Source organism: Xylophilus rhododendri (assembly GCF_009906855.1).
Classification (GTDB): Bacteria; Pseudomonadota; Gammaproteobacteria; order Burkholderiales; family Burkholderiaceae_C; genus Xylophilus; species Xylophilus rhododendri.
Window position 1 is genome coordinate 2,339,142 of the sequence record NZ_CP047650.1, and the last position, 23,151, is coordinate 2,362,292.

The following is a 23,151-nucleotide window of genomic DNA, read 5'->3' on the forward strand; positions in this document are numbered from 1 at the left end:
TTGTCGTTGCGGTCCACGGTAGGCCGGCCGCGTGGCCGGGCCGTGACGAGGCGTTACATGCGCGTCCGGCGCCGTGCTGGTGCGGGCGCTGCCACGACCGTCTTGCCGCGCAGTTCCTCGCACTGCTCGTCGCTGCGGCCGAAGACCATCACCGAGGCGCCGGGGAAGCTGTCATAGAGCGTGGCGCTGATCGGCCGCGACATGTCCACCGGCGCCTTGCGCGACTGGTGCAGCACCTTGCCGCCCTTGTCCAGCACGGTGAAACAGACATCGGCCCGCGCCGCGCCCGCGCACAGGACCAGGAGCAGACCGGCAGAAAGGGATGCAAGACGCATGGCGATGCCCGTAAGACCGTGAAAGCCGCGATCTTACGTGGCGATACGAGGACAGGGCTGTAGTCCGACCACCGACAGAGGTGGCGCCTTCGTCCTGCACCCGCATCCCCGTCGCCGCGTTGGAATGACTTCACAGCACACAACTAGGAATGATGCGACGGAGAGCTCGTCTCCTCTTGGGCCCGCTTCGGCGGGCCATTTTTTTGGCCGCGCCGAAATGGCGTGCCGGCATCCGACGACAATCGTCGCCCGACCAGCCCGCCAGAAAGCCTTTGCCATGACCGTCAAGTTCTCCCGCGAACACCAGTGGATCGACAGCAGCGACACCAGCGCCGCGCGGGTCGGCATCACGCCCTTCGCGCAGGACACGCTGGGCGACATCGTCTTCGTGGACCTGCCCGCCGTCGGCAAGCGTTTCGCCCAGGGCGAGGTGGCCGCGGTGGTGGAGTCGGTGAAGACCGCGGCCGATGTGTTCATGCCCGCCGCGGGCGAGATCGTGGCGATCAACGAAGCCCTGCGCGACGACCCCGCCCTGGCCAACACCGACCCGCTGGGCGCGGCCTGGTTCTTCACCGTGAAGCTGTCCGACCCGGCCGAACTCGACGGCCTGCTGGACGCCGCCGCCTACGAGGCGTTCTCCAAGGACGCCTGAAGCGCCTCACTGGAGCCTCCATGGACCTCACCGACATCCCCCTGAACCAACCCGGCGACGGCAGCGCCCTGCCCTCCCCCGTGCCGGGCGAAGCCGAGATGCGCCGCGACCTCGCGGCCCTCTACCGGCTGGTGGCGCACTTCCGCATGACGGACCTGATCGACACCCACATCAGCGCGCGGGTGCCCGGCCCCGAGAACCATTTCCTGATCAACCGCTACGGCGTGCTCTTCCACGAGATGCGGCCGCAGGACCTGGTCAAGATCGACACCGACGGCCGGCCGGTGGACCCGGGCGATCCGGAGACCACCAACCGCGTCAACGCCGCCGGCTTCACCATCCACTCGGCCATCCACATGGCGCGCCACGACCTGGCCTGCGTGATCCACACCCACACGGCCGACGGCATGGCGATCTCCTGCCGCAAGAGCGGGCTGCTGCCCATCACCCAGCATGCGCTGCGCTTCTACAACCGGCTGGGCTACCACGCTTACGAGGGCATCGCGCTGGACCTGGAGGAACGCGACCGGCTGGTGGCCGACCTGGGCCCGCACAAGGCCATGGTGCTGCGCAACCACGGCCTGCTGGCCGCGGGCGCGACGGTGGCCGAGGCCTTCGTCAACCTGTACTACCTGGAACGCGCCTGCCAGGCGCAGGTGAAGGCGACGATGGGCGGCGAGGAGCTGGTCTACCCCTCGCCCGAGGTCTGCGAACGCACGGCCCGCCAGTACGAGCGGCCGACCGCGCCGGCCTATTGCCAGCGGGTGTGGAACGCGGCGCTGCGGCTGATCTAGGGAAGCAGCGCGTCGAGCTCCAGCTCGATGAAGGCGCCGTCGGGCAGGCCGGGCACGCCGACCGCCGTGCGGGCGGGGCGGGGGGCGTCGGGCCAGGCGGTGCTCAGCACTTGCGAAGCGGCATCGAGCACCGCCGTGTGGGCCGTGAAATCGTCGGAGCAACGCACGAAGCCGCGCAAGCGGTTCACCGATAGCTCCGCTGGCAGGGCGCCGCCGCAAGCGCTCTGCACGGCCGCCAGCACATTGAGCATGGCGACCCGCGCCGCCGCCCGCGCGGGCTCCAGGCTATCGCCCGGCATGCAGCGGCCCACGATGGCCATGCCGTCGATGCGGCAGGTCTGGCCGCTGATGGTGAGCTGCCGTCCACCACCCGGCAGGGGCTGGAGGTGGAAAGGCGCGTAGTCCCCGCGCGGCCGGGGCGGCGCGGGCAGGCGATGGCCGGCCGCCGCCAGCCGCTGTTCCGGCGTCGAAGGGCTCACGCCCTGCCGCCCCAGGCGACCCGGCCGCTGAGCCAGCAGCCGGCCGAAGCACCGTCCGCCGCGAACCGGGCCCGCACCTCGATGGCCGAGGGCCGGCCCATGGCATCGCCCTGGCGCACGGTGCACACCACCGGCGCCTGCGCCGAGCCCACGGCGATCGCACCGGTGCCGGCCAGGTGGCCCCACAAGGCGGCGGCGGCGATGCCGGTGGCGGCGTCCTCGGGGTAGCCGGAGGACTTGGGGAACTGGCGTGCCGCCACCACCGGCTCGCCGGTGGCGCTGCTGTCGGCCAGGGCGTAGGGATAGAGGCCGGTCGAATCGATGGACGCGCACAACGCCTCCATGGCCGCGAAGTCGGGTTGCAGCGCATCCAGCGCGGCCACGTCGGGCATCCGCACCAGGGTCTTGACGCGGCTGGTGCAGGCATTGGTCATCTCGGGCAGCGACCCGTCCGGCAGGCCCAGCACCCGGGCGATGCGGCGGCGCGCCTCGTCCGGCAGCGGCTCGGTGCGCACGGCGGGCTGCGAGATCCACACCCGCTCCGCGGCCGCATCCCACTCGATATCGACCAGGCCGCTCAGCGTCTCGACCCGGGCGGTGCGGGTTCGCCAGCGGCCCCACTGGCGCAGCGCCCACAACGTGCCCACGGTGGCATGGCCGCACATCTCCATCTCGTGCTGCGGCACGAAGAAACGCAGGCGCCAGTCCGCATCGGCGCTGGCGGGCGCCAGCACGAAGGCCGATTCGTGGCCGGTGGCATGGGCGATGGCCTGCATGTCCTGCGAACTGAGCGCCGCGGCATCGGCCACCAGGGGCACCGGATTGCCGCCGCCGGGGCCGCCCAGGAAGACATCGACCGTGCGCAGTTCGCCGGCCGCGGGCGCCACGGCCGGATTGGTGATGACGAGCGGCTCAGTCAATCGTGGCTCCCACGGCCTTGGCGATGCGGCCCCAGTACGGAATATCGGCCGCGACGGCCGCCTTCAGCTCGGCCGGCGTGCCGGGCCGGGCATTGATGCCCTTGGCCGCGAAATCCGCCGCCACGGCGCGGTCGCCCAGCACCTTGTTGAGGGCCAGGTTGAAGCGCTCCACCACCGGCGCCGGCGTGCCCTTGGGAAAGGCCACGCCGTACCAGAGCGATTGCGTGAAGTTGGGGATGCCCTGCTGCTGGAAGGTCGGCACCCCGGCCAGCAGCGCGTTGGGCGCGGTGGTGGCCACCGCCGTCAGCTTGCCGCTGCGGATATAGGGCACCAGGCCGGCCGGGTTGTCGAACATCAGCTGCACCTGGCCGCCCATCAGGTCGGTGTAGGCCGGCGCCGCGCCGCGGTAAGGCACATGCACCAGCGGCAGGCCTGCGTAGGACTTGAACTGCTCGCCCAGCAGGTGCGACACCGTGCCCGCGCCGACCGAGGCGAAGCTGTACTGCTGCGGGTTCTGCCGCAGCGTGGCGATCAGCGATTTCACATCCGTGCCCGCCACCGCCGGGTTGGTCGCCAGCACATAAGGCGAGGTGCCGATGAAACCCGCATAGACGAAATCGCGCAGCGGGTCGTAGGGCAGGCGCGGATAGACACTCACGCTGACCGCATGGGTGCTGGTGGTGGCCAGCACCGCCGTGTAGCCGTCCGGCGCCGCCTTGGCCACGAAGGCCGAGCCGATGGTGCCGCCGGCACCGCCCCGGTTGTCGATCACGATGGGCTGGCCCAGCTCCTTCTGCAGCTGAGGCTGGATCCCGCGGATGGCCATGTCGGTGCCGCCGCCGGCCGGAAAGGGCACGACGATGGTGATGGGCCGGCTGGGCCAGACCTCAGCGGCCGAAACGATGGCCGGCGCGAACGCGGCCAGCAGGCCCAGGGCGGCTGTCGCCCGGACGGCGGCGCGTCGCCGGGGATGCGGCAGGGGGATGGAAAGGGTCACGGGAACCTCGGCAGGCATGAAGATGGCCCATGCTAGGAGCCGCCCCCCGCAGCCGCGAACCGGAACGCGACGGCGCGCCAACCGATTTGCGACGCTGCCGGCGGCCCGCCTCAGGCCGGCACTTCGCGCAGCAGCCGGGTCAGGTGCCCGCTGTGGGTGAAACAGAGCTGCTGGCTGACCAACGAAGGCGGCACACCGCGCGCCAGCAGCTCGCGCGCCCGGGCGGCGAGCAGCCGGCGGCGGATCGCCACCGGGCTGGTCCCCAGCTCGATGGCGCAGGCGCGCTGCAGCTGGCGCGCCGACACGCCCAGCACCTCGGCCACGGCCTCCACGGTGGGCATGCCGGTCTCCTCGTCCAGCGCGTCGGCGTAGCGGTCGAGCATGCGCTGCGACAGCAGGCCGTCCTGCGCGCGCGTCGAAACTTCCTGCCCGGGCAGTTCGCCTCGTGCCGTCAACTGGGCCACCAGGGCATGCACCAGCGGCTCGCCCACACGCGGCGCCAGGGTGGGCGACGCCAGGGCTTCGAGCATGGCGAAGGCCGCGCCGTCGAGCCGCACCACACCGAAGCGGGTGGCGCGCCCCAATAGCTCGGGCCGCAGGTACAGCTCGCCATGGCGCTGCCGCAGCGCCCGCGAACGCGTGCTGTGGGCGGCCGAAGCCGGCAGCAGCAAGGCGGTATGGCGCACCAGCTGCAGGGCCTGCGGCGCGGCACCGGGCTCGGCCACCCAGCGGCTGTCGAGCGCACCCAGCTGCGGCCACAGCAGCATGGCGCAGTCGTGCATGTGCCAGTCGAAGCGGTAATGCGGCTGGCGGCTCTGCCGCAGGGCGAAGCCCTGCTCGGCCGTCACCGCGAGCTTGGATGAGAGGGGAACGGTTCGGTCCATGGCAATCCTGTGGCTGCGTGGACCGGGCAAGCGAATTTCAGGCCATGCCGCCCTTGCGGGGGCTAGACGTTGAACAGGAAGTTCATCACGTCGCCATCCTTGACGACGTATTCCTTGCCTTCGCTGCGCATCTTGCCCGCGTCCTTGGCGCCCTGCTCGCCCTTGTAGGCGATGAAGTCGTCGAAGGCGATCGTCTGGGCGCGGATGTAGCCGCGCTCGAAGTCGCCGTGGATCACGCCGGCGGCCTGCGGACCGGTATCGCCGATGCGGATGGTCCAGGCGCGCACTTCCTTCACGCCGGCGGTGAAGTAGGTCTGCAGGCCCAGCAGCTTGAAGGCGGCGCGCACCAGGCGGTTCAGGCCCGGCTCCTCCTGGCCGATCTCGGCCAGGAACATCTTCTTGTCCTCGTCGTCCATGTCGGCGAGTTCGGCTTCGATCTTGGCGCAGATCGCCACCACCGGCGCGTTCTGCTTGGCCGCGTACTCGCGCAGGCGGTCGAGGTAGGGGTTGTTCTCGAAACCGTCCTCGGCCACGTTGCCGACGAACATCGCCGGCTTGGCGGTGATCAGGGTGAAGGACTTCACCAGCGGCAGCTCTTCCTTGGTGAACTCCAGCGCGCGCACCGGGATGTTCTCGTTGAGCGCGGCCTGGCAGCGCTCGAGCAGGCCGACGAGCTTCTGCGCGTCCTTGTCGCCGGAGCGGGCCACCTTGGTGTGGCGGTGCAGGGCCTTGTCCACGGTGGACAGGTCGGCCAGGCACAGCTCGGTCTGGATGACCTCGATGTCCGAGATCGGATCGACCCGGCCGGCCACGTGGATCACGTTGTCGTCGTCGAAGCAGCGCACCACGTTGACGGTGGCGTCGGTCTCGCGGATGTGGGCCAGGAACTTGTTGCCCAGGCCTTCGCCGGTACTGGCACCGGCCACCAGGCCAGCGATGTCCACGAACTCCACGATGGCCGGCACGATGCGCTCGGGCTCGACGATGGCCGAGAGCTGCGCCAGGCGCGGATCGGGCACTTCCACCACGCCCACATTGGGCTCGATGGTGCAGAAGGGATAGTTCTCGGCGGCGATGCCGGCCTTGGTCAGGGCGTTGAACAGGGTGGACTTGCCGACGTTGGGCAGGCCCACGATGCCGCATTGGAGGCTCATGGAAATTCCTTGTTGATCGACTCCCCGCACACGCCCGGGCCCGGGCATGCAGACCGCGGCGCCTGGTCCGCGGTTCATGCGCCGGATTGGCTGGCAATAAAAAGCGCGGAAGGGGATCGGCGCGATGAGGTGTTGGCCCTCGATCCGCCGGAAATCGTTGGGGCCGATTGTATTGAGGTCGATCCCGGGCGCCGAACCTACCCTTTTTTACCTCGACGCCGAACGACATCCAGCGGGAAATGCACCTACGCTCAACGCCCGACAAATGCTTGCCCGAGGCAGCAGCCGATGTTTTCAAAGATCCGCACCTCGCCGCCGATCGCGCCCCGCTCACGACCCGCCGACCCGCCCGGCATCCCCCATCGAGCCCTTGCGGCCGATGGCGCCGCGGCCCGCAAAAGCGCCCGCGGCGGATTCATCTACCTGGCCTGCCCGTGGACCGACAAGGGCGGCGGCATGTTCAAGGTCGCCGATTACCTGATCCAGGCCCAGGCACCTCGGCAAGCGACGGGCGCGGCGCAACTGCGGCCGCTGGATACCCGCGGTTCGCGCGGCGCGGTGTTCTCGATCTGGGTATGCATGGGCGCGCTGGTCCGGCTGGTGCGCGGGCGCGGCCAGGGCCTTCGCGGGGTTCACGTCAACATGGCCGAGCGCCTGAGCCTGCTGCGCAAGAGCCTGGTCCTGATCGTCTGCCGGATGCTGGGCATTCCCTCGGTGCTGCACCTGCATGCGGCACAGCTGCACCACTTCTACCGGCGCCTGCCCACGGCGCTGCAGGCGCCGTTGCGCTGGGTGTTTTCGCTGCCGGCCTGCGTGGTGGTGCTCGGCGAGAGCGCGCGCGGCTTCGTGGTGGATGAGTTGAAGGTGGCGCCGGACAAGGTCGAGATCGTCATCAACGGCGTGCCGCGGCCGACGGCGGCCCGGCGGGAGCCCGGGCCCGGCCGCAGGCAGCAGCTGCTGTTCCTGGGCAGCGACTGGCAACGCAAGGGCCTGTTCGACCTGCTGCCGGCGCTGGCCCGCGCGGGGCTGGGCCCCGCACAGGTCGAACTGGTCATCGCCGGCCACGGCGATATCGAAGCCTGCCGGCGCAAGGCGCGCGCCTGCGGTGTCGAGGCGCTGCTGCGCTTCGAGGGATGGGCCGACCAGGCCAAGGCCGCCGCCCTGCTCGCGCAGGCCGACGCGCTGGTGCTGCCCTCCCACGACGAAGGCCTGCCCCTGGTCATCCTGGAGGCCCTGGCCAATGGCGTGGCGGTGGTGTGCACGCCGGTCGGCGAGATCGCCTCGGTGCTGACCGACGGCGTGGATGCCTGCTTTGTGACACCGGGCGACATCGGCAGCATTGCCGACGGCCTCTGCCGGGTCTTGCGCGATGAAGCCTTCCGGCTGCGCCTGGAACGGCGGGGCCGGCAGCTCCACGAACAGCAGTTCTCCATTGGCCGCTTCTTCGCGCGCATCGCCCAGATCCATCGCCGGCATTTCGGCGTGTCCGCGGCGCCCGGAAAAGGATCGCGGCCATGATCATCGAGGCCAGCTCCGTGGCGGACGGCACGCAGCTCGAAACCGATATCTGCATCGTGGGCGCCGGCATCGCCGGCATCTCGATGGCCTTGCGGCTGGCCGCCAGAGGCCGGCGCATCCTGCTGCTGGAATCGGGTCATCTCGGCTACGACGAAGCCACCCAGGCGCTCTACCGGGGCAGCGTGGCCGACGAGAACCTGCACAGCCCGCCCGACAAATACCGCCAGCGCCGCTTCGGCGGTGCATCGGCCATCTGGGGCGGGCGCTGCATGCCCTTCGATCCGCTCGATTTCGATGCGCGCCCCCATGTGCCGCACAGCGGCTGGCCGATCGGCTACGAGACGCTGGAGCCCTACTACCGCGACGCCAACCGCCTGGCCGAGGCCGGCACCTTCGAATACGACGCGGAGCGCGCTTTCGGCCCCGAGGCCGCGCCGATGATCCGCGGCTTTGGCAGCGAAGTGCTGCGCACCGATGGCATCGAGCGGTTCTCCTGCCCCACGAACTTCGCCGCGCGCTACCGGCAGCGGCTGGAGCTGGCCGACGACATCCAGGTTCTGCTGGGAGCCAACTGCACCGGCATCGGCCTGGATGCGGCCGGCACCAGGGTGCGCGGCGTCGAGGTCGCCACCCTGGCGGGCCGGCGCTTTTGCGTGACGCCGCGCCAGACGGTGCTGGCCATGGGCGGGCTGGAAACCGCGCGGCTGCTGCTGGCCTCGCGCGACGTGGTCCCGGCGGGCATCGGCAACCAGCACGACGTCGTGGGCCGCTACTACATGTGCCATATCGCGGGCAACGTGGGCACGCTGGCCGTGCAGGGCGAACCCGACCGGGTGCGCCACGGCTACGAACGCTCGCCCGAGGGCATCTACTGCCGCCGCCGCCTGAGCCTGACGGCGGCCGAGCAGTCCCGTCTGGGCGTGGCCAACATGGTGGCGCGCCTGCATTTCCCGCGCATCACCGATCCGGCGCACGGCAGCGCGGTGCTGTCGGGCCTGTTCATGGCCCGCCAGCTGATCAGCTACGAATACGGCAAACGCCTCAAGGACAGCGCGCCGCAGAGTCTGTCCAGCCGTGCCCGCCACCTGTGGAACATCGTGAGCGGCCCGCTCGATACCAGCGGCTTCCTGTGGCACTGGCTCACCCGGCGCAGCCTGGCGGTACGCAAGTTCCCCTCGGTGATCCTGCGCAACCGGCACAACCGCTTCAGCCTGGAAGTGCACGGCGAGCAGATGCCCCACCCCGACAGCCGGGTCACGCTGGGTGACGAAGTCGATGCGCTCGGCATGCCCCGGATCCGGATCGACTGGCGCTACAGCCCCGCCGATATCGAGAGCGTGCGCAACACCCTGAAGGCATTCCAGCGCGAGTTCGCCCGCAGCGGCATCGCCAGCTTCGACTACGACGACCGCCAGCTCGAACAGGACCTGACCCGGTTCGGCGCCTACGGCGGCCATCACATCGGCACCGCACGCATGGGGCTGGACCCGCGCAGCAGCGTGGTGGATGCCAACTGCAAGGTGCATTCGGTGGGCAATCTGTTCATTGCCGGCAGCGCGGTCTTCCCCACATCGAGCCAGGCCAACCCCACGCTGACGCTGCTCGCGCTTTCGCTGCGGTTGGCCGATCACCTGGCACCGCCGGCCCGGGCCGATGCAGGCATCCGCGGGGCAAGGGCCCGGGCGGTGGCGACATGAAGGTGCTGATCCTGGGCGGATCCGGCCATGTCGGCGGCCGGCTGTTCGAAGTGCTCGACCGCTTCGACGGCCTGCAGGCCTGGCGCGCGTCCCGCCAGCGCGGGGATGCGGCAAGGCGGTCGCTGCAGCTCGACACCCTCGATGCCGCCGGCCTGCGCCGCGTGCTGCCGGACTTCGACGGCGTCGTCAATTGCGTGGCCGGCAGCCCCGGCGCGATCGCCGAAGGCGCCCGCCTGCTGACGCAGGAGGCAGGGCGCAGCGCTTGCCGGGTGGTGCATCTGAGCAGCATGGCCGTCTACGGACATGCGGAAGGTGTGGTGCGCGAGGACAGCCCGCTCGATCCAACACTCGGCTGGTATGCCGCCGCCAAGGTACAGGCCGAGGGCTTCGTCGCGGAGCTGGTGGCCCGGGGAGGCCAGGCGGTGATCCTGCGCCCGGGCTGCATCGCCGGCCCCGGCAGCCAGCTGTGGGTGGGCCGCATCGGCCGCTGGCTGCGCGCGGGACGCCTGGGCGACATCGGAGCGGCCGGCGACGGCTGGACCAATCTGGTCCATGTGGACGACGTCTGCCGCGCCATCGCCACATCGCTGCGGATGCCGCTCGCGCCCGCCAGTCCTGCGGTCTTCAACCTGGCCTCGCCGGACAGCCCGCGCTGGGATGAATACTTCGTCGACCTGGGCGTGGCCATCGGCGCGACGCCGGTCCGGTGGCTCTCGGCACGCCGGGTGCGCCTGGATGCGATGTGCCTGGGTCCGCCGCTGAAGATCGCCGGCGAGCTGGCCGGCAAGCTCGGCATCGCCCCCGGCCGGCTGCCGGACGCGATCCCGCCTTCCCTGGTGCGCCACTGGGGACAGCAGATCCGCCTGGATGCCACGGCGGCGCGGGCGGCGCTGGGAATGCAATGGACGCCCTACCGGTCCATCCTGGAAGACAGCGCGGCCTGGGTTCGATCGAACCGGGAATGCTGAGCGGGCGGATATCCGCGAGCCGCCACCAGGGCGGGACCGCAGACCTTCCTACAATGCAACGATGGTGCAAAACCCCGATGTCTGTATCCGTGGCGCCGGCGTGGTCGGCAGCACGCTGGCCCTGCTGCTCGCTCGCGAACGCCTGCGTGTGGCGCTGGTCTCGCAAGCCCCCGCTGCCGCGGCGGCCCCGCCCAGCGGCGATGTCAGCGATGTGCGCGCCTACGCGCTGAATGCCGCCTCGCGCGAGCTGCTGCTGTCGCTGCGGGCCTGGCCCGAACCCGAGTTCGCCACCCCCGTCGCGGCCATGGAGATCCATGGCGACGGCGACGGCGTGGTCCGCTTCAGCGCCGAGGCGCAGGGCGTGCCGGCGCTGGCCTGGATCGTCGACCTGCCCGCCCTGCAGGCGCGGCTGGCCGATGCGCTGCGTTTCCAGCCCCTGGTCGAGCCGGTCGATGCGCCGCTCGCCGCCCCGCTGACCGCCGTCTGCGAAGGCCGCGCCAGCGCCACCCGCGCCACCTTCGGCGTCGAATTCGAGACCACGCCCTATCCCCAGCGCGCCATCGCCGCCCGCCTGCGCTGCCAGAAACCCCATGGCGGCGTGGCCCGCCAGTGGTTCCTGCCCGACGGCATCCTGGCCCTGCTGCCGCTGGGCGGCCCCTCGGGCGATACCGTGGCCATGGTCTGGTCGGCCGAGACCGCCCGCGCTGGCGAACTGCTGGCGCTGGACGACGCCGCCTTCGCCGCCGAAGCCCTGGCCGCGACCGTCGGCGCCGTGGGCACCCTCAGCCTGACCAGCCCGCGCGCCGACTGGCCCCTGCAGTTCGCCCGCGCCAACCGCTGGTGCGGCCCCATGCCCGAGGCCGGCCCCAAGACCGCCAGCTGGGTGCTGGCCGGCGACGCCGCCCACAACGTGCATCCGCTGGCCGGCCAGGGCCTGAACCTGGGCCTGGCCGATGTCGCCGAACTGGCCGAGGTGCTGCACCAGCGCGACTACTGGCGCAGCCCCGGCGACCTGCGCCTGCTGCGCCGCTACGAACGCGCCCGCAAGGCCGGCCTCTGGCCCATGGGCCTGGCCACCGACAGCCTGCAGCAACTCTTCTCCCTGCCCGGCAAGCCGGTGCAGGCCCTGCGCAACTGGGGGCTGAACGGCTTCGATGCCAGCGGCCCGGTCAAGTCCTGGCTGGCGCGCCAGGCCATGGGCACGCGTTGAACCTTCCGCCGCACGGCCGTTCCAACCTGCCTCTTTCCTGAAAGCTCCCTGAAAGCCCCCATGAGCCCCAGACGCCTTCTCCTGCCCCTGCTGACCGGCGCCGCCCTCGCTGCCGCCGCCCTGTCCGCCCAGGCCCAGGACACCGCCGCCATCCGCAAGGCCCTGGCCGAGCGCCTGCAGATGCCGCAGCAGGTCGACGAGATCACCCGCACCCCCATCCCCGGCCTGTACGAAGTGCGCGTGGGCACCGATGTGCTCTACAGCGACGCCAAGGGCGACTTCCTGATCCAGGGCGAGCTGCTCGACACCAAGGGCAAACGCAACCTGACCAGCGAGCGCATCAACAAACTCACCGCCATCGACTTCGCCGCCCTGCCCGCGCAGGACGCCTTCACCATCGTGCGCGGCAACGGCAAACGCCAGGTCGCCGTCTTCGAGGACCCGAACTGCGGCTACTGCCGCCGTTTCGAGAACGACCTGAAGACCATCGACAACGTGACGGTGCATGTGTACCTGTACCCCATCCTGGGCCCCGACTCCATCGCGAAATCCAAGAACCTCTGGTGCGCCAAGGACAAGGGCCGCGCCTGGCAGGAGTGGATGCTGGAGAGCAAGGCCATCCCCCCCGCCAGCTGCGACACCGCCGCACTCGACCGCAACGTGGCCTTCGGCCGCAAGCACAAGATCAACGGCACCCCCACGCTGATCTTTGCCGACGGCAGCCGCGTGCCCGGCGCCATCAGCGCCGCCGATATCGAAAAGCAGCTGAACGTCGCCACCCGCTGAACCTCGCCAGCCCCAAAAAAACCGATCCCGCTTCATGCCAGCAGCACCGCGCCCGTCACGCAACTCCCCCGTCGCGGCGCCCGCCGCTGTCCATTACCTGGTAGAAGCCGCCGACCCGCAGGCGCACCTGTTCAGCGTGACGCTGACCATCGCCGAGCCGCAGGCCGAGCAGACCGTCTCGCTGCCGGTGTGGATCCCCGGCAGCTACCTGGTGCGCGAATTCGCCCGCCACCTGCAGGGCCTGCGCGCCCAGCAGGGCCGCCGCAAGGCCGTGGTGGAACAGCAGGACAAATGCAGCTGGACCATCCGCGCCACCCCCGGCAAACCGCTGGTGCTGAGCTACCAGGTCTATGCCTTCGACAACTCGGTGCGCGCCTGCTGGCTCGACAGCCAGCGCGGCTTTTTCAACGGCACCGGCCTCTGCCTGCGCGTGCACGGCCAGGAAGACGCCCCGCACGAACTGGAACTGCCCGCCCCCGCCGCCCTGCCCGCCTGGAAAGCCGCCACCGCCCTGCGCCCGCAGAAGACCGACAAACGCGGCTTCGGCCTGTACCGGGCCGAGGACTACGACACCCTGGCCGACAGCCCCGTCGAACTGGGCGACTTTTGGAGCGGCGAATTCACCGCCGACGGCGTGCCCCACCGCTTCGTGGTGGCCGGCGCCGCCAAGGCCAGCTTCGACGGCGCCCGCCTGATCGAGGACAGCCGCCGCATCTGCGAGGAACAGATCCGCTTCTGGCATGCCGACGGCAGCAAACCGCCGCACGACCGCTATGTGTTCATGCTCAACGCCGTGGACGACGGCTACGGCGGCCTGGAGCACCGCCACAGCACCGCCCTGATCTGCACCCGCCGCGACCTGCCGCGGCTGGACGACAAACGCACATCCGAGGGCTACACCACCCTGCTGGGCCTGATCAGCCACGAGTATTTCCACACCTGGAACGTGAAACGCCTGCGCCCCGCCGAACTGGCGCGCTACGACTACACGCAGGAGAACTACACCCGGCTGCTGTGGTTCTTCGAGGGTTTCACCAGCTACTACGACGACATCCTGCTGCGCCGCGCCGGCCTGCTGGACGACGCCGGCTACCTGCGCCTGCTCAACAAGACCGTCAATCAGGTGGCGCAGGCGCCGGGCCGCAAGGTGCAGTCGGTGGCGCAATCGAGCTTCGACGCCTGGGTGAAGTACTACCGCCAGGACGAGAACACCGCCAACGCCACCATCAGCTACTACACCAAGGGCGCGCTGGTGGCCCTGTGCTTCGACCTGAGCCTGCGCCGCGAAGGCAAGGGCAGCCTGGACGACACCATGCGCAGCCTGTGGCAGCGCTGCGCCGCCGGCCCGATGACCGAGGCGGATTTTGCAGAAGTGCTGGCCGCGCAGGCCGGCCGCCCCTACGCCGCCGAGATCGCCGCCTGGGTGCACGGCACCGGCGAGCTGCCCCTGGCCGAACTGCTGGCCGCGCACGGCGTGGAAACCGCGGCCGACCCATCCCAGCCCGCGCAGCGCCTGGGCCTGCGCGCCACCGAAACCAACGGCTCGGTACAGATCAAGGTGGTGCTGCGCGGCGGCGCGGCCGAACGCGCCGGTTTTGCGGCCGGCGACGAGTGGCTGGGACTGGAAACCCCCGACGGCGCCGCCTGGCGCCTGGCCAAGCTGGAAGACCTGGCCCTGTACCTGGGCAAGGGCCGCAAGTCGACCGCCCTGGTGGCGCGGGACCGGCGGCTGCTGAGGCTGGCGCTGGAACTGCCGGCGGTGGACACCACGGCGCGGCTGGTGCTGAAGGATGCGGCGGCGGTGTCGGCCTGGCTGGCGGGGCGCGCGGCTGCTGCTGGTGCTGCTTCCGGTTCTGCTGCGGGCAAACGCCAGAAATAGGCCCGCTTGCGGAGCCCGAAAAAGCCGGGCTATAATCTGCGGCTCGGCGCTTTAGCTCAGTCGGTTAGAGCGATGGAATCATAATCCACAGGTCCGCGGTTCGAATCCGTGAAGCGCCACCAAATTTGAACAAGCCTCTCAGGTCATCGACTTGAGAGGCTTTTTCTTTGGTCGATCAGTGCTCGCCGCCCCAGTTCGAAAAGCAGTTCCTGAGGGTCGGGCCGCACCCAGGGCCCACCGTCCAGAGGTACGAACTCGCATCCCAGGTGCGCCACTATCTGTGCAATCCGGGCGATGCGGCCCGGCTCCAGGATTTCGGTCGAAAGGGTCGCGTAGGCCGATCCCGCGATGGACTGTGGCAGTTCGATCCAGTTGGAGCCGTCACCGTAGAGGCAAGCACCGTCCGCCAAGTCGGACCGACACATCGAGGCCTGAGCCATGCAATGAGCTTCGTCGAGCCGGGTGGCGGACAAACCATCCAAGCCGTCGCACAAGCTGCACTCGCCCGCGTTCCAGACAAGCCGGACGAGCTTAAAACCTAGCTGATTCATGTTCGTTTCCGTTCCACGCGATGCTCACGCCAAGATGAGCGGCCACTGGTCAATCCAGCATTAATGGTACTTATAGGCCGCGTACTTTTCAACCGTGTTTACATAGGCGGTGAACTCATAAGCCGTGGCACCTTTGTCGTCATCTAGCGAGCATCGCGCCCATGCCCATGTCCCCAGATGAAAAGAAGCAGAAGCCCGCAGTCCTCGTCGCCTTCGGCGTGGCCGTCAGGCGCTACCGCAAAGAAAAGGGCTTGTCCCAAGAGGCGTTCGCCGATCAGTGCGGCATTGATCGCAGCTACATGGGCGGGATCGAACGAGGTGAGCGGAATGTGGCTTTGCTCAACATCGCCCGGATCGCGCAGACGCTTGGGATGGAACTGTCTGTGTTTTTTGTTGCGCTGGACGCTTACGGCGAGGCAGTAGATTAAGGCGAGGCTGGCAGACGCGCCTATTGGCATTTATGCTCCATGAAGCCATTGCCTTTAGCAGTGAATCGCCCCGGGTCTTGAGGAGGCTTCAACTCCAAAAAAAAGGTGAAGCCATGAAAAAGTCGAATAAGTTGTCGTCTGGGGACGTGAGCGTGCGGAGAGGATGGCGTTGGAGCACCGGGGGGAGAACCCCGCCGCGGTGGGCGGCAATCGAATCCATAGCGCTAAAGATTGACTGCGTGCCACAGCCGCTCTACGAATAGGCAAAGCGAGCCAAGGTAGATGCTTGCTTGTGCGAGGATGTGACGACCAGTGAGGCTCAGCGGGTCTAACACCTAGAGCGCGAAGTCAAGGAACTGCGCGGGGCCAACGAGATATTGAATATGGCCGGTGCGCTTCACCCGCAGCCGAAGCTCGATATAGCAGATCAAACACGGGCGATCAAGGCCGTAAAGCTTGCGCCAAAATTTCTGCACCGACGATTTCCTCAGCAGATTTTTTCAACATTTTTAAGCTCTTATCCCCCGTGACCAAACCGGCAAAGGAATCACACGAATATTCATTCTTGAGGTAAGAAAATATTGCAGCAAGTCGCAAACGATGAGAGACATCCCAATTCCCTAACCATCCTAGGTCAGGAAGCCAAGGCGAGATAATATCTAAAGCACGCCATGGCAGCCGTCCTTTTAAAGAGAGGCGGTGCACATTATCGAAAAACTGCTCAAGCAACAAGCGGCCACCCGTATCACCGCAGGCAAACGCCAAGCCAACCAAGAAAACTTCAAGCGTTTCCCGTTTGTCCTCAGAAACATCGATTGCCAAGGGCTGTAAGACACGCATCCATGGATCTGTACCAATTGCAATCACGCTCTCGTCCAACCAGTGCATGGCTTCTGCCAAGTCATACATCAGGCTGACACGATTCACGCGGGCCATTACATCGGAATTTAGTAGGTTCTGCGGCGATCTAATTAGCGAGCTAACCCATGCAGCGCCAATGGGCGCAGAACCACCGTCCAAAGCGGTAACGACCTCCAAAGCCGACTCTGACGGGAAATCATCGACGATATAGTCTGCCAATTGCCAGTCATCGCGAAAAATCAAGCTCGGTATCAATGATCGAACAACGCCGTGGCCTTTCGGCACCAGTTTCAAAATTGAAAGTAGTGTTGTATTGTCAAGTACAGATATATCACAAGAATCAAGCAATTCTGGCCGACTAGAAATCATGCGGCCCCGAAGTGCAGGGTATTTCGTTGTTTGACGCCAAAAATCGTCTTGTGGCATTGAAGCGGTAATTACTTTGAAAACTTTCCCTTCGAATTCGGTAGAGGGCTGCGCAGTTTTTTCTGCAAGGTGCAACAGATCTTGAGGTCTGCTAGACCAAAGATGAGTGAGCCGCTCGAGGCCAATACTAGAGGGTTCCGGGAATGTTTCACTTCCACCCTGAGCCAAGAAAAACCAAAGTACGTCTAGCTGGGTGGCTGTCACAAGCGTGCCGTCAATGAGGTCTTGTTTTAGACTGATAGCGTCTTCGCGTTCAGGAAACGCGTCCAAGACAAGACCAAGCACTTCCGATGCGCCATCAAACTCGCCAGAAACTTGTGCCATTCCAAGTTTTACCAATGGACGGAACGAACCTTTTTGGCGGCGAACGTCCTGACCATATTTCCAGAGAAAAGGGCGCAATAAGCCACTTTCGCCTGCCAAGGCATCCGCCATAGCAGCATCGATCCAAACTGGCCGATCAAATTGGTCACCCTGTGATTCGACCAAATCGAGCTGCAAATTGAAATCAAATTTAACTGCTCCAGCTGTCCGCGTATCACGAGAAACAGCCGTCGAAAAGCGGAAATTCCTTCTTAGCGTGGGCCATTGTTGTGCCCATATGTCAAAAACTGCTGAGTCGATTTCTCCGGCTCTAGCTACCTTTATGCCCGTCGACCCACCGTCGTACAATGCGGCATAGATTTTCAACAAAGCATCATAAGAAAAATCGAAAGACCGCACGCCACGGGAAACACCGTTTGGGGGCAAAACAATAGTACTTTTATAACTGTGATACTGAGAATTGATTTCAGGCCGTCGAAAAACGGAGGCAAGCAGAGAAAGGTCTCCAAGCACTTCGAAAACTTGTAAATCAAGTAAAAGCACGTGCGTCCATACGCAGCCTGGGCGCGGCATTTCAGGCGCGAGCCAAGTCTTCATCAGCGCATAACGACCGATGTTCGGCATGGGCACGCCCGTGTAATACCCATCGGCGCCAGGGAAAACTACCCCAGGAGCAAGGTCACTCAACTCAGCCAGATCCGACAACTCAGCGCCAAGGTGCATCGACGACGCGAGTAATCTATGACCATCGTCGTAGCCGAAAACACACTGGTCTAATTTCATTGGAAACTTATTCATTCTTCCGACAGCAACCACACAAGCGGAGCTGTCAGATCATGGTCCGTTTCCGCCGGGCCAACCACACGAATTCGGCGACTCGCACTAGGCTGCTGTGCGATTAATTTGATTGCATCAGCATCCTGTAGATCAGCGCCTTGGGCCGAAACACCATAAATTCTTGTACGAAATGTTTCCTCGTTAGATCTTAAAAACTGACTGACTAGAGGCATGCATTCGGTAAGCCATTCGACAGGCGAAATTTTTCTGGCTTCTACTAAATCCCACGCGGAGATAATGATCACTAGACGTCGGCGGCGCGGCGCAAAGGGAAGACACAAGAGATCGCTCAGAATTTGTACGATGCGAACCTGGGCTGGAATAGCCTTAGGTGACCACTCTTCGGCTTCTTGGGCAATTCCTACCCGGTCGGATTCTGGCTGGTCACCGCTAATCTCTGACACAGAATCACTAGCGCCCGCCGGTACCGAAGCATTGAGCTCGAGGATCGACATAGTGTCACCCTTAAGATCCGCGCCGATGAAAAACAATATTCCATCATCTTCGGAGACTGCCTCAACAAAATCAGGCTTGCTTTGTCGGGCTTCAACTTGTATGTCAAACGCCTCGCCAGCCAAATCAGGAAAATAGGCGACGCCTTTACTTCCAGTATGAGTATCCAGAAGCTTGATCTTCACATTTACATCACCGCCGTACTGTGATGTACGGGGAATCTTTTGAAAAGTCCTCCAAGCCTGCGCGATAAGATTTAAATATTTCAGATCACCATCATAGTCATCTAGCAAGAGTCTCGATTTCACTTCGCCGGCACTAACCAAATGCCAAAGCGCAGCCAGAAAGGTGCTTTTTCCGGACGCAGGGAGGCCCATGATCACAAAATTCGACTCCACGGTCAGCCCCTCATAAGCAAACGATCAAATTCATTGACAAGTTGCGGCATTTCGGGGCCCGGCGATTTGGCTTTAGGCCTAACGGCTAGCCAGCTCTTAAACAACGGCTCCATTCCGTAACCTGCAGCAACGGTACCGGTGGGGTCGCGTGCAGCAACATGAAAAACAGATATCTCCCCGAATTTTCCCATGTATGTCTCGATAAACCGGCGCTCAAAATCTTCCAACACTCCCTTGGCCACCGCTGCATCCGGACCAATCAACAAGTCCCATTTAGTAGTAACAATCTGAATTTCGCAGTCAATTGAAATTGAGCCAGCTCGTGTAAATGCTCGAGCCAAGTCACGAACTGAAGCTAAAGCCTCCATGCGTCGCAAAGGGTCCGCGATGCGCTCACCGTCTAGGATGAAAGCAACGGTTCTAGCCTTGCGAACTTCAGTAATGGTATTGGCGAGCGACGGATTATCGCGGACATCCCGATATATCTCACCTGCGCGTTCTGAAATTAATAGGTCTTTACGCCCACAAGTTTCTCCCGTAACGGCCAAATGAAAAAATTTCAACCCATCTTGCTTGGACGTCCGGGGGGTATCCGGCATTTCCGCACCAGAAACAGCACGCGACTGAAATGTTTTTTCTTCAAAACCCAACAAGCTCAAGCTGTGGGCAAAATTAAAACCCGCATATACACCTTTTGCGAATCGTTCGTAGAACTCCACGGCGAGCGTAGTTTTGCCGCCGTTGCGTTCGCCTAAAACTGCAACAATCGACGCATCCCGCCATCGCAGTAAGCCATCAGCGTCCTCAACCGCCAGCATGCCCGACGCTGGCAGCTGCACCCAACGCGGCTCTAAGGCAACTCGTTGTTGAGGTGATGCGGTTGCAAAGACGTCAGTATCGTTATCCTCTCTGCCGCTCAATGGGGCCGGTTGTATATTTTCTGGATCGCCCTCGTCTATTTCGATCATACGACTTGCCCGAGCAGGTGCTCACGGTAGAGTTGCGCCGACAAAGTTAGCGGCTCTAATTCTACATTTGCAGAAATTCCAGTTAATTCCTCGAATCTAACGCCCCATACGCCTGCCCCTAAAGTACGGGCGAGATCGACTGCCGTCATGACAGGAGCTATGCGCGCCGGCACACTATCGGGAAAAATTTTGAGTTTTTGCAGGTCCGTCCGCGGGATGGAGTCAATAACATTGATCAATCGCTGCGCTGGCGTGCTTTTTTGCTTTTTCGCCGCATTAATCGCACGATCAAGCATGGCAGGCGCAGCAACAGGGCCGAAGTATGTTCGTCTGCTCAGGGTTGCCAAATCTACTGCCGCAATGACCGCGGCTTGATGTTGCGATGTAAATGTTGAGAAGCTTCGCTCCAGCGCACGGCTGTGCCCTCCAAAGATCCACCAAAGCATTTGCGTTTCCTCGCGCAGCATTTCCACTTCGCCGCTGAGGAGACTCAGCGCATTAGTAGTAGCAGCGGCCATGGTCTTGGCCGATGCAGCCGCCTCGTTGCGCACCTCTTTCAATGCCGCTAGCGTGGCTGCAAAATCATCTTCCGCAATATCTTCCAGTATTTTACCAACTTTTGCATCCGACATAGCGCTAATTCGGATGGGTATATCTTTTTCTGCGCGCTGTGAGACAGAAAGCCTATTCATCGCAGAATGGGCATCAACGACCAGTTGCGGAAATACGGTTGGTTCTCGTAAACCTGAAAAGCTACCAACTACAATGGCCAGTATTGCAAAATCATTATGCGCATTAGTAAGTGAGTTCAGGATTCCTGCTGCAATTACTTGCGTTTCCCTTTCGCGGTTTATTAGGCTAAAGGTTGAATCATCCCTAACCAACTCATCACGGAGCCAATTTAAATCCAAGCTAGGCGAACCATAGAAACAACCGACCAAATCGATTATTTTTGCCTCTTCGATACCGCCTTTGACTAACCTATCCACGGTAGCGATTCTCGCCGACAGCACGTCAGCTGTCGGTTGCAAAGTCGCCCCTGAATAGATATCTGCAAATGGTGTCGCCGCCATTATCACACCTCCTTAACCTAGGTTTTCTCAGCATTACGGATAGCTTCAGCAAGATCGTCTATTAGACCACGCTGATGCGCTCGTTGAAACACACGCCTGAACCGCTCATAATCAGGCTGATTTATATCTTCATCTTCCAAAAGGCCAAATCGACCTGCGATTTCGGATTTTTTACTGAAACTGAGTTGGTAGAAACGTAGTCCCACCTTACGAAGTTGATTCATGGCGCTCGCCTCCTCAGGCAAAGTCCCCAAAGACCCATTTGGAGCATCAAGCACTACTTTCGTCGGTGGCGCATTGACTGGCCGCGTCCAAGGTTCGAGCTTGATGGAATGCGTCCAAACGTCGGAGCCCCTGACCTGTTTCGCCCTGAAGCCTCCAGGAGCGTTTTGCCAGACACGAACGTGCGCCGCAATCCTCAGGTATCGGTTGTCGCCAGTGCCTTCGACGGTGACATCTAGAAGGTTGTATCCTGGCTCGTACGGAGCTTCTTCCCTTTCCGGATGCATGGCGCTCGCAGTCAATCGGATGTACTCAACCTCCCTAGCGATGCGATTGGTATGGACGTGACCAAATACCTGGATCGCAGCAACGTCGTTGAGATGGTCCTCCAGTTCCTGTGATTGGCGCAGCCACGACAGGTGATGGTGAGCCACTGCAAGATTGACCACCCCGTCCTCACGAGGTATCTGAAAAGATGCTTCATCTACGAAAAGGTCGCCTTGGCGATCCGAGCTGCTGGATACAAAAGCCGTGTTCAACCCCCAAAATCTGAGAATGGAGCCGTCATTTAACGGAACGTCTCGCTTTGCGATAGTCCGTTCCGGCGCTAGCAAATCACAGAAGAACTGAAATGCGAAGGCATTGTAGTTATCCAAACTCTCATAGAGCAATCGCCGGGCATCTGGATCACGAAACTGCCCAGAAATATATGCTGTAGGATTGCCGGCGGCTTTGATGGCGTTATGCACATGCTGAACCATATTGCGGTTGGCTTGCGAGCGCACCACATCATGATTGCCCGGACACACAAACACTTTGTCTAACGAGCTTCCACACGCCTCGCTCAGCTCTCGCAGCCATGCCGTCGCATAGTCAAACTCGTCTGGGTGGCCTGCAAAAGCGATGTCACCTGATATTAGGATGACTTCTGGCCTTCCCAGGGATTTGCATTGTGTGACCGCATCCCTCTTGATCTCATTTCGGATGAAGGAATTCGGATCTTGCGCAGTCTCGACCTCCATTTTTCTGAAGTGAATGTCCGAGAGATGGAGAATCAGCAACGGGAAACCTCGATCAGTCAAGCGCTTCGCGCAGTCTAGACGGCTGATTGCGCAGTCAGGAACATTGCGGTCCGTGCGGGCAGGTTGGGAAAAACGTATAGCGCGTTCTTCGAGAATTCTATCGTCGAGTGATATGTACGCGCAGATTGATTGGCCTGGCTGCCGGAACACTTTAAGGGCAAGACACTGACCCGCGCCAGCTCTAAACGCTGCTTCCTATTTGGCCCAGAACTATTCCATCGCGTGTAGCTGCTGAACCCGCTCGGTGCTCAGGTAACCCGATGTTGTCGAAGTCGACGCATGCCCGAGGCTGTTCCGCACGATCTGTACCCCCGCCGGCGTACGCCCCGGCCGTCGTTTGACCGCATGCCACCCATGCGAGTGAGGCAGCCAATGGACGCTGGCCATCCGCCGCGCCTTCAGAGACGATAGAGCATTTCAGGGTTACTTACCAAGATCCTCTGCTGATCCACGGCCGAAGGCGCCCAAACCCCCAACAAATCCAGCAACGCCTTTTCACTAGGCACCACCTTCTGCCCCGGATGCGGATAGTTGGAAGCCCACAAACACCGCTCCGGATTCGCCCTCACCAAGGCACTGGCCAGCACCGACACATCCCCATACCCCGGCGCCCCCACCCGCGACGTCTCGTACGGCGCCGACAGCTTCACCCAGGTATTGCCCTCATCCACCAGCCGCAGCAGCGCCTGGAAAGCCGCATCCTCCGGCGCCACCGGCACCAGAAACTTCCCGTTGTGGTCGATGCTCAGCCGGCAAGGCAGCGCCCGCAGCCGGTCCAGGTATTGCGGCAGGTCGCGCCCGTCCAGCTGCAGGTTGATGACCCAGCCCAGGTCGGCGATTTTCGCGGCCATGGGTTCGAGCTGGCTCCACTCCAGCGCGCCGCCGCCGCCCGGCACCAGCATGAAACGCACGCCGCGCACGCCCAGGCTGTCCAGGCGCTGCAGTTCGGCCATGGGGGTCTCCGGCTCGATGGTGACGATGGCCCGCGCCGCGCCGGCCGACTGGGCCAGCGCGTCCAGCGTGCAGCGGTTGTCCAGCGCGTAGCCGGTGGCCTGCACGATCACGGCGCGGCTGGTGCCGATCTGCTGCTGCACATTCGTCACGTAGTCCTGCCAGCGGGCGGGCGGCGGGGTGCTCAGGGCCTTGGGGGACAGCGGGAACCGGGCGGTGTCGTAGATGTGGATATGGCAGTCGCAGGCGTTCTCGGGCGTTGGTCGGGGGGTGGTCGTCATGGGGCTCGGGGATGGTGGGGGTT

General features: G+C 64.0%; 22 protein-coding genes and 1 tRNA gene. 10 read left to right on the forward strand and 13 right to left on the reverse strand.

The features are described 5' to 3' along the window. Positions 1–53: 53 nt before the first annotated feature. Positions 54–335: a hypothetical protein gene (locus GT347_RS10800; protein WP_160551957.1), complete on the reverse strand. Its 282-nt coding sequence runs from the start codon at positions 333–335 to the stop codon at positions 54–56. Between the two features lie 277 nt (positions 336–612). Between GT347_RS10800 and gcvH the strand changes: the two genes are divergently transcribed. Further along, a complete protein-coding gene (gcvH, locus tag GT347_RS10805; RefSeq protein WP_160551958.1) occupies positions 613–987 on the forward strand; it encodes a glycine cleavage system protein GcvH in 375 nt (124 codons plus the stop codon). A 98-nt stretch (positions 988–1,085) separates the two neighbouring features. Continuing rightward, complete coding sequence (locus GT347_RS10810) at positions 1,086–1,781, forward strand: class II aldolase/adducin family protein (RefSeq protein WP_229722901.1); 696 nt, start codon at positions 1,086–1,088, stop codon at positions 1,779–1,781. On the opposite strand, the gene GT347_RS10815 is transcribed toward GT347_RS10810, so the two are convergent. From GT347_RS10815 to ychF, 5 genes are all read right to left on the reverse strand, one after another. Next, positions 1,778–2,260, reverse strand: coding sequence for a RidA family protein (locus GT347_RS10815; protein WP_160551960.1), 483 nt, complete (start codon positions 2,258–2,260; stop codon positions 1,778–1,780). The two genes, GT347_RS10810 and GT347_RS10815, sit on opposite strands and share 4 nt — an antisense overlap. After that, entirely contained in the window at positions 2,257–3,180 is a 924-nt protein-coding gene (locus GT347_RS10820) for a PhzF family phenazine biosynthesis protein (RefSeq protein WP_229722830.1), read from the reverse strand. Before GT347_RS10820 ends, GT347_RS10815 begins: the two co-directional genes overlap by 4 nt. Further along, on the reverse strand, positions 3,173–4,114 hold the full coding sequence (locus GT347_RS10825; protein ID WP_229722902.1) for a Bug family tripartite tricarboxylate transporter substrate binding protein: 942 nt from the start codon (positions 4,112–4,114) through the stop codon (positions 3,173–3,175). Before GT347_RS10825 ends, GT347_RS10820 begins: the two co-directional genes overlap by 8 nt. Before the next feature lie 173 nt (positions 4,115–4,287). After that, positions 4,288–5,061: a helix-turn-helix domain-containing protein gene (locus tag GT347_RS10830; protein WP_160551962.1), complete on the reverse strand. Its 774-nt coding sequence runs from the start codon at positions 5,059–5,061 to the stop codon at positions 4,288–4,290. Between the two features lie 62 nt (positions 5,062–5,123). Further along, positions 5,124–6,215 carry a redox-regulated ATPase YchF gene (gene ychF / locus GT347_RS10835; RefSeq protein WP_160551963.1) on the reverse strand — a complete coding sequence of 364 codons (1,092 nt, stop codon included), beginning with the start codon at positions 6,213–6,215 and terminating at the stop codon, positions 5,124–5,126. A gap of 288 nt (positions 6,216–6,503) precedes the next feature. Here ychF and GT347_RS10840 point away from each other — a divergent pair, with 288 nt between their 5' ends. From GT347_RS10840 to GT347_RS10870, 7 genes are all read left to right on the forward strand, one after another. Continuing rightward, the gene (locus GT347_RS10840) at positions 6,504–7,733 is read left to right on the forward strand and encodes a glycosyltransferase family 4 protein (RefSeq protein WP_160551964.1); all 1,230 of its coding nucleotides are present in this window, start codon (positions 6,504–6,506) and stop codon (positions 7,731–7,733) included. Continuing rightward, positions 7,730–9,430 carry an FAD-dependent oxidoreductase gene (locus GT347_RS10845; protein ID WP_160551965.1) on the forward strand — a complete coding sequence of 567 codons (1,701 nt, stop codon included), beginning with the start codon at positions 7,730–7,732 and terminating at the stop codon, positions 9,428–9,430. The genes GT347_RS10840 and GT347_RS10845 overlap by 4 nt, the downstream gene beginning before the upstream one ends. Further along, positions 9,427–10,398: an NAD-dependent epimerase/dehydratase family protein gene (locus GT347_RS10850; protein WP_160551966.1), complete on the forward strand. Its 972-nt coding sequence runs from the start codon at positions 9,427–9,429 to the stop codon at positions 10,396–10,398. The genes GT347_RS10845 and GT347_RS10850 overlap by 4 nt, the downstream gene beginning before the upstream one ends. A gap of 61 nt (positions 10,399–10,459) precedes the next feature. Beyond that, positions 10,460–11,608 (forward strand): FAD-dependent monooxygenase, encoded by a 1,149-nt coding sequence (locus GT347_RS10855; protein WP_160551967.1) that lies wholly within the window; start codon positions 10,460–10,462, stop codon positions 11,606–11,608. Between the two features lie 60 nt (positions 11,609–11,668). Then, a complete protein-coding gene (locus GT347_RS10860) occupies positions 11,669–12,394 on the forward strand; it encodes a DsbC family protein (RefSeq protein ID WP_160551968.1) in 726 nt (241 codons plus the stop codon). A gap of 34 nt (positions 12,395–12,428) precedes the next feature. Then, a complete protein-coding gene (locus GT347_RS10865; RefSeq protein WP_160551969.1) occupies positions 12,429–14,273 on the forward strand; it encodes a M61 family metallopeptidase in 1,845 nt (614 codons plus the stop codon). Positions 14,274–14,318: 45 nt separating this feature from the next. Next, positions 14,319–14,395, forward strand: a tRNA-Met gene (locus tag GT347_RS10870). Positions 14,396–14,416: 21 nt separating this feature from the next. On the opposite strand, the gene GT347_RS10875 is transcribed toward GT347_RS10870, so the two are convergent. Next, positions 14,417–14,824, reverse strand: coding sequence for a hypothetical protein (locus GT347_RS10875; protein ID WP_160551970.1), 408 nt, complete (start codon positions 14,822–14,824; stop codon positions 14,417–14,419). A gap of 161 nt (positions 14,825–14,985) precedes the next feature. Here GT347_RS10875 and GT347_RS10880 point away from each other — a divergent pair, with 161 nt between their 5' ends. Then, positions 14,986–15,252 carry a helix-turn-helix domain-containing protein gene (locus GT347_RS10880; RefSeq protein WP_407704147.1) on the forward strand — a complete coding sequence of 89 codons (267 nt, stop codon included), beginning with the start codon at positions 14,986–14,988 and terminating at the stop codon, positions 15,250–15,252. Positions 15,253–15,693: 441 nt separating this feature from the next. Here GT347_RS10880 and GT347_RS10885 read toward each other — a convergent pair whose 3' ends face one another. From GT347_RS10885 to GT347_RS10910, 6 genes are all read right to left on the reverse strand, one after another. Next, the gene (locus GT347_RS10885) at positions 15,694–17,646 is read right to left on the reverse strand and encodes a GAP1-N1 domain-containing protein (RefSeq protein ID WP_160551971.1); all 1,953 of its coding nucleotides are present in this window, start codon (positions 17,644–17,646) and stop codon (positions 15,694–15,696) included. A gap of 11 nt (positions 17,647–17,657) precedes the next feature. Further along, entirely contained in the window at positions 17,658–18,551 is an 894-nt protein-coding gene (locus GT347_RS10890; RefSeq protein WP_160551972.1) for a TRAFAC clade GTPase domain-containing protein, read from the reverse strand. 2 nt (positions 18,552–18,553) lie between these two features. Beyond that, positions 18,554–19,519, reverse strand: a complete 966-nt coding sequence (locus GT347_RS10895; protein WP_229722831.1) for a TRAFAC clade GTPase domain-containing protein — start codon at positions 19,517–19,519, stop codon at positions 18,554–18,556. Further along, positions 19,516–20,592, reverse strand: coding sequence for a GTPase-associated system all-helical protein GASH (locus tag GT347_RS10900; protein WP_160551973.1), 1,077 nt, complete (start codon positions 20,590–20,592; stop codon positions 19,516–19,518). Before GT347_RS10900 ends, GT347_RS10895 begins: the two co-directional genes overlap by 4 nt. Before the next feature lie 17 nt (positions 20,593–20,609). Continuing rightward, positions 20,610–21,875 (reverse strand): metallophosphoesterase, encoded by a 1,266-nt coding sequence (locus tag GT347_RS10905; RefSeq protein WP_160551974.1) that lies wholly within the window; start codon positions 21,873–21,875, stop codon positions 20,610–20,612. Positions 21,876–22,294: 419 nt separating this feature from the next. After that, the gene (locus GT347_RS10910) at positions 22,295–23,128 is read right to left on the reverse strand and encodes an amidohydrolase family protein (RefSeq protein ID WP_160551975.1); all 834 of its coding nucleotides are present in this window, start codon (positions 23,126–23,128) and stop codon (positions 22,295–22,297) included. Between the last annotated feature and the right edge of the window lie 23 nt (positions 23,129–23,151).

What these genes read in the sequence shown, in the direction of transcription:
- GT347_RS10800 (WP_160551957.1), bottom strand. Translation starts at nt 335, where the DNA reads ATGCGTCTTGCATCCCTTTCTGCCGGTCTGCTCCTGGTCCTGTGCGCG.
- gcvH (WP_160551958.1), top strand. Translation starts at nt 613, where the DNA reads ATGACCGTCAAGTTCTCCCGCGAACACCAGTGGATCGACAGCAGCGAC.
- GT347_RS10810 (WP_229722901.1), top strand. Translation starts at nt 1,086, where the DNA reads ATGCGCCGCGACCTCGCGGCCCTCTACCGGCTGGTGGCGCACTTCCGC.
- GT347_RS10830 (WP_160551962.1), bottom strand. Translation starts at nt 5,061, where the DNA reads ATGGACCGAACCGTTCCCCTCTCATCCAAGCTCGCGGTGACGGCCGAG.
- ychF (WP_160551963.1), bottom strand. Translation starts at nt 6,215, where the DNA reads ATGAGCCTCCAATGCGGCATCGTGGGCCTGCCCAACGTCGGCAAGTCC.
- GT347_RS10840 (WP_160551964.1), top strand. Translation starts at nt 6,504, where the DNA reads ATGTTTTCAAAGATCCGCACCTCGCCGCCGATCGCGCCCCGCTCACGA.
- GT347_RS10845 (WP_160551965.1), top strand. Translation starts at nt 7,730, where the DNA reads ATGATCATCGAGGCCAGCTCCGTGGCGGACGGCACGCAGCTCGAAACC.
- GT347_RS10850 (WP_160551966.1), top strand. Translation starts at nt 9,427, where the DNA reads ATGAAGGTGCTGATCCTGGGCGGATCCGGCCATGTCGGCGGCCGGCTG.
- GT347_RS10855 (WP_160551967.1), top strand. Translation starts at nt 10,460, where the DNA reads ATGGTGCAAAACCCCGATGTCTGTATCCGTGGCGCCGGCGTGGTCGGC.
- GT347_RS10860 (WP_160551968.1), top strand. Translation starts at nt 11,669, where the DNA reads ATGAGCCCCAGACGCCTTCTCCTGCCCCTGCTGACCGGCGCCGCCCTC.
- GT347_RS10865 (WP_160551969.1), top strand. Translation starts at nt 12,429, where the DNA reads ATGCCAGCAGCACCGCGCCCGTCACGCAACTCCCCCGTCGCGGCGCCC.
- GT347_RS10875 (WP_160551970.1), bottom strand. Translation starts at nt 14,824, where the DNA reads ATGAATCAGCTAGGTTTTAAGCTCGTCCGGCTTGTCTGGAACGCGGGC.
- GT347_RS10880 (WP_407704147.1), top strand. Translation starts at nt 14,986, where the DNA reads ATGCCCATGTCCCCAGATGAAAAGAAGCAGAAGCCCGCAGTCCTCGTC.
- GT347_RS10885 (WP_160551971.1), bottom strand. Translation starts at nt 17,646, where the DNA reads ATGAAATTAGACCAGTGTGTTTTCGGCTACGACGATGGTCATAGATTA.
- GT347_RS10895 (WP_229722831.1), bottom strand. Translation starts at nt 19,519, where the DNA reads ATGATCGAAATAGACGAGGGCGATCCAGAAAATATACAACCGGCCCCA.
- GT347_RS10900 (WP_160551973.1), bottom strand. Translation starts at nt 20,592, where the DNA reads ATGGCGGCGACACCATTTGCAGATATCTATTCAGGGGCGACTTTGCAA.
- GT347_RS10910 (WP_160551975.1), bottom strand. Translation starts at nt 23,128, where the DNA reads ATGACGACCACCCCCCGACCAACGCCCGAGAACGCCTGCGACTGCCAT.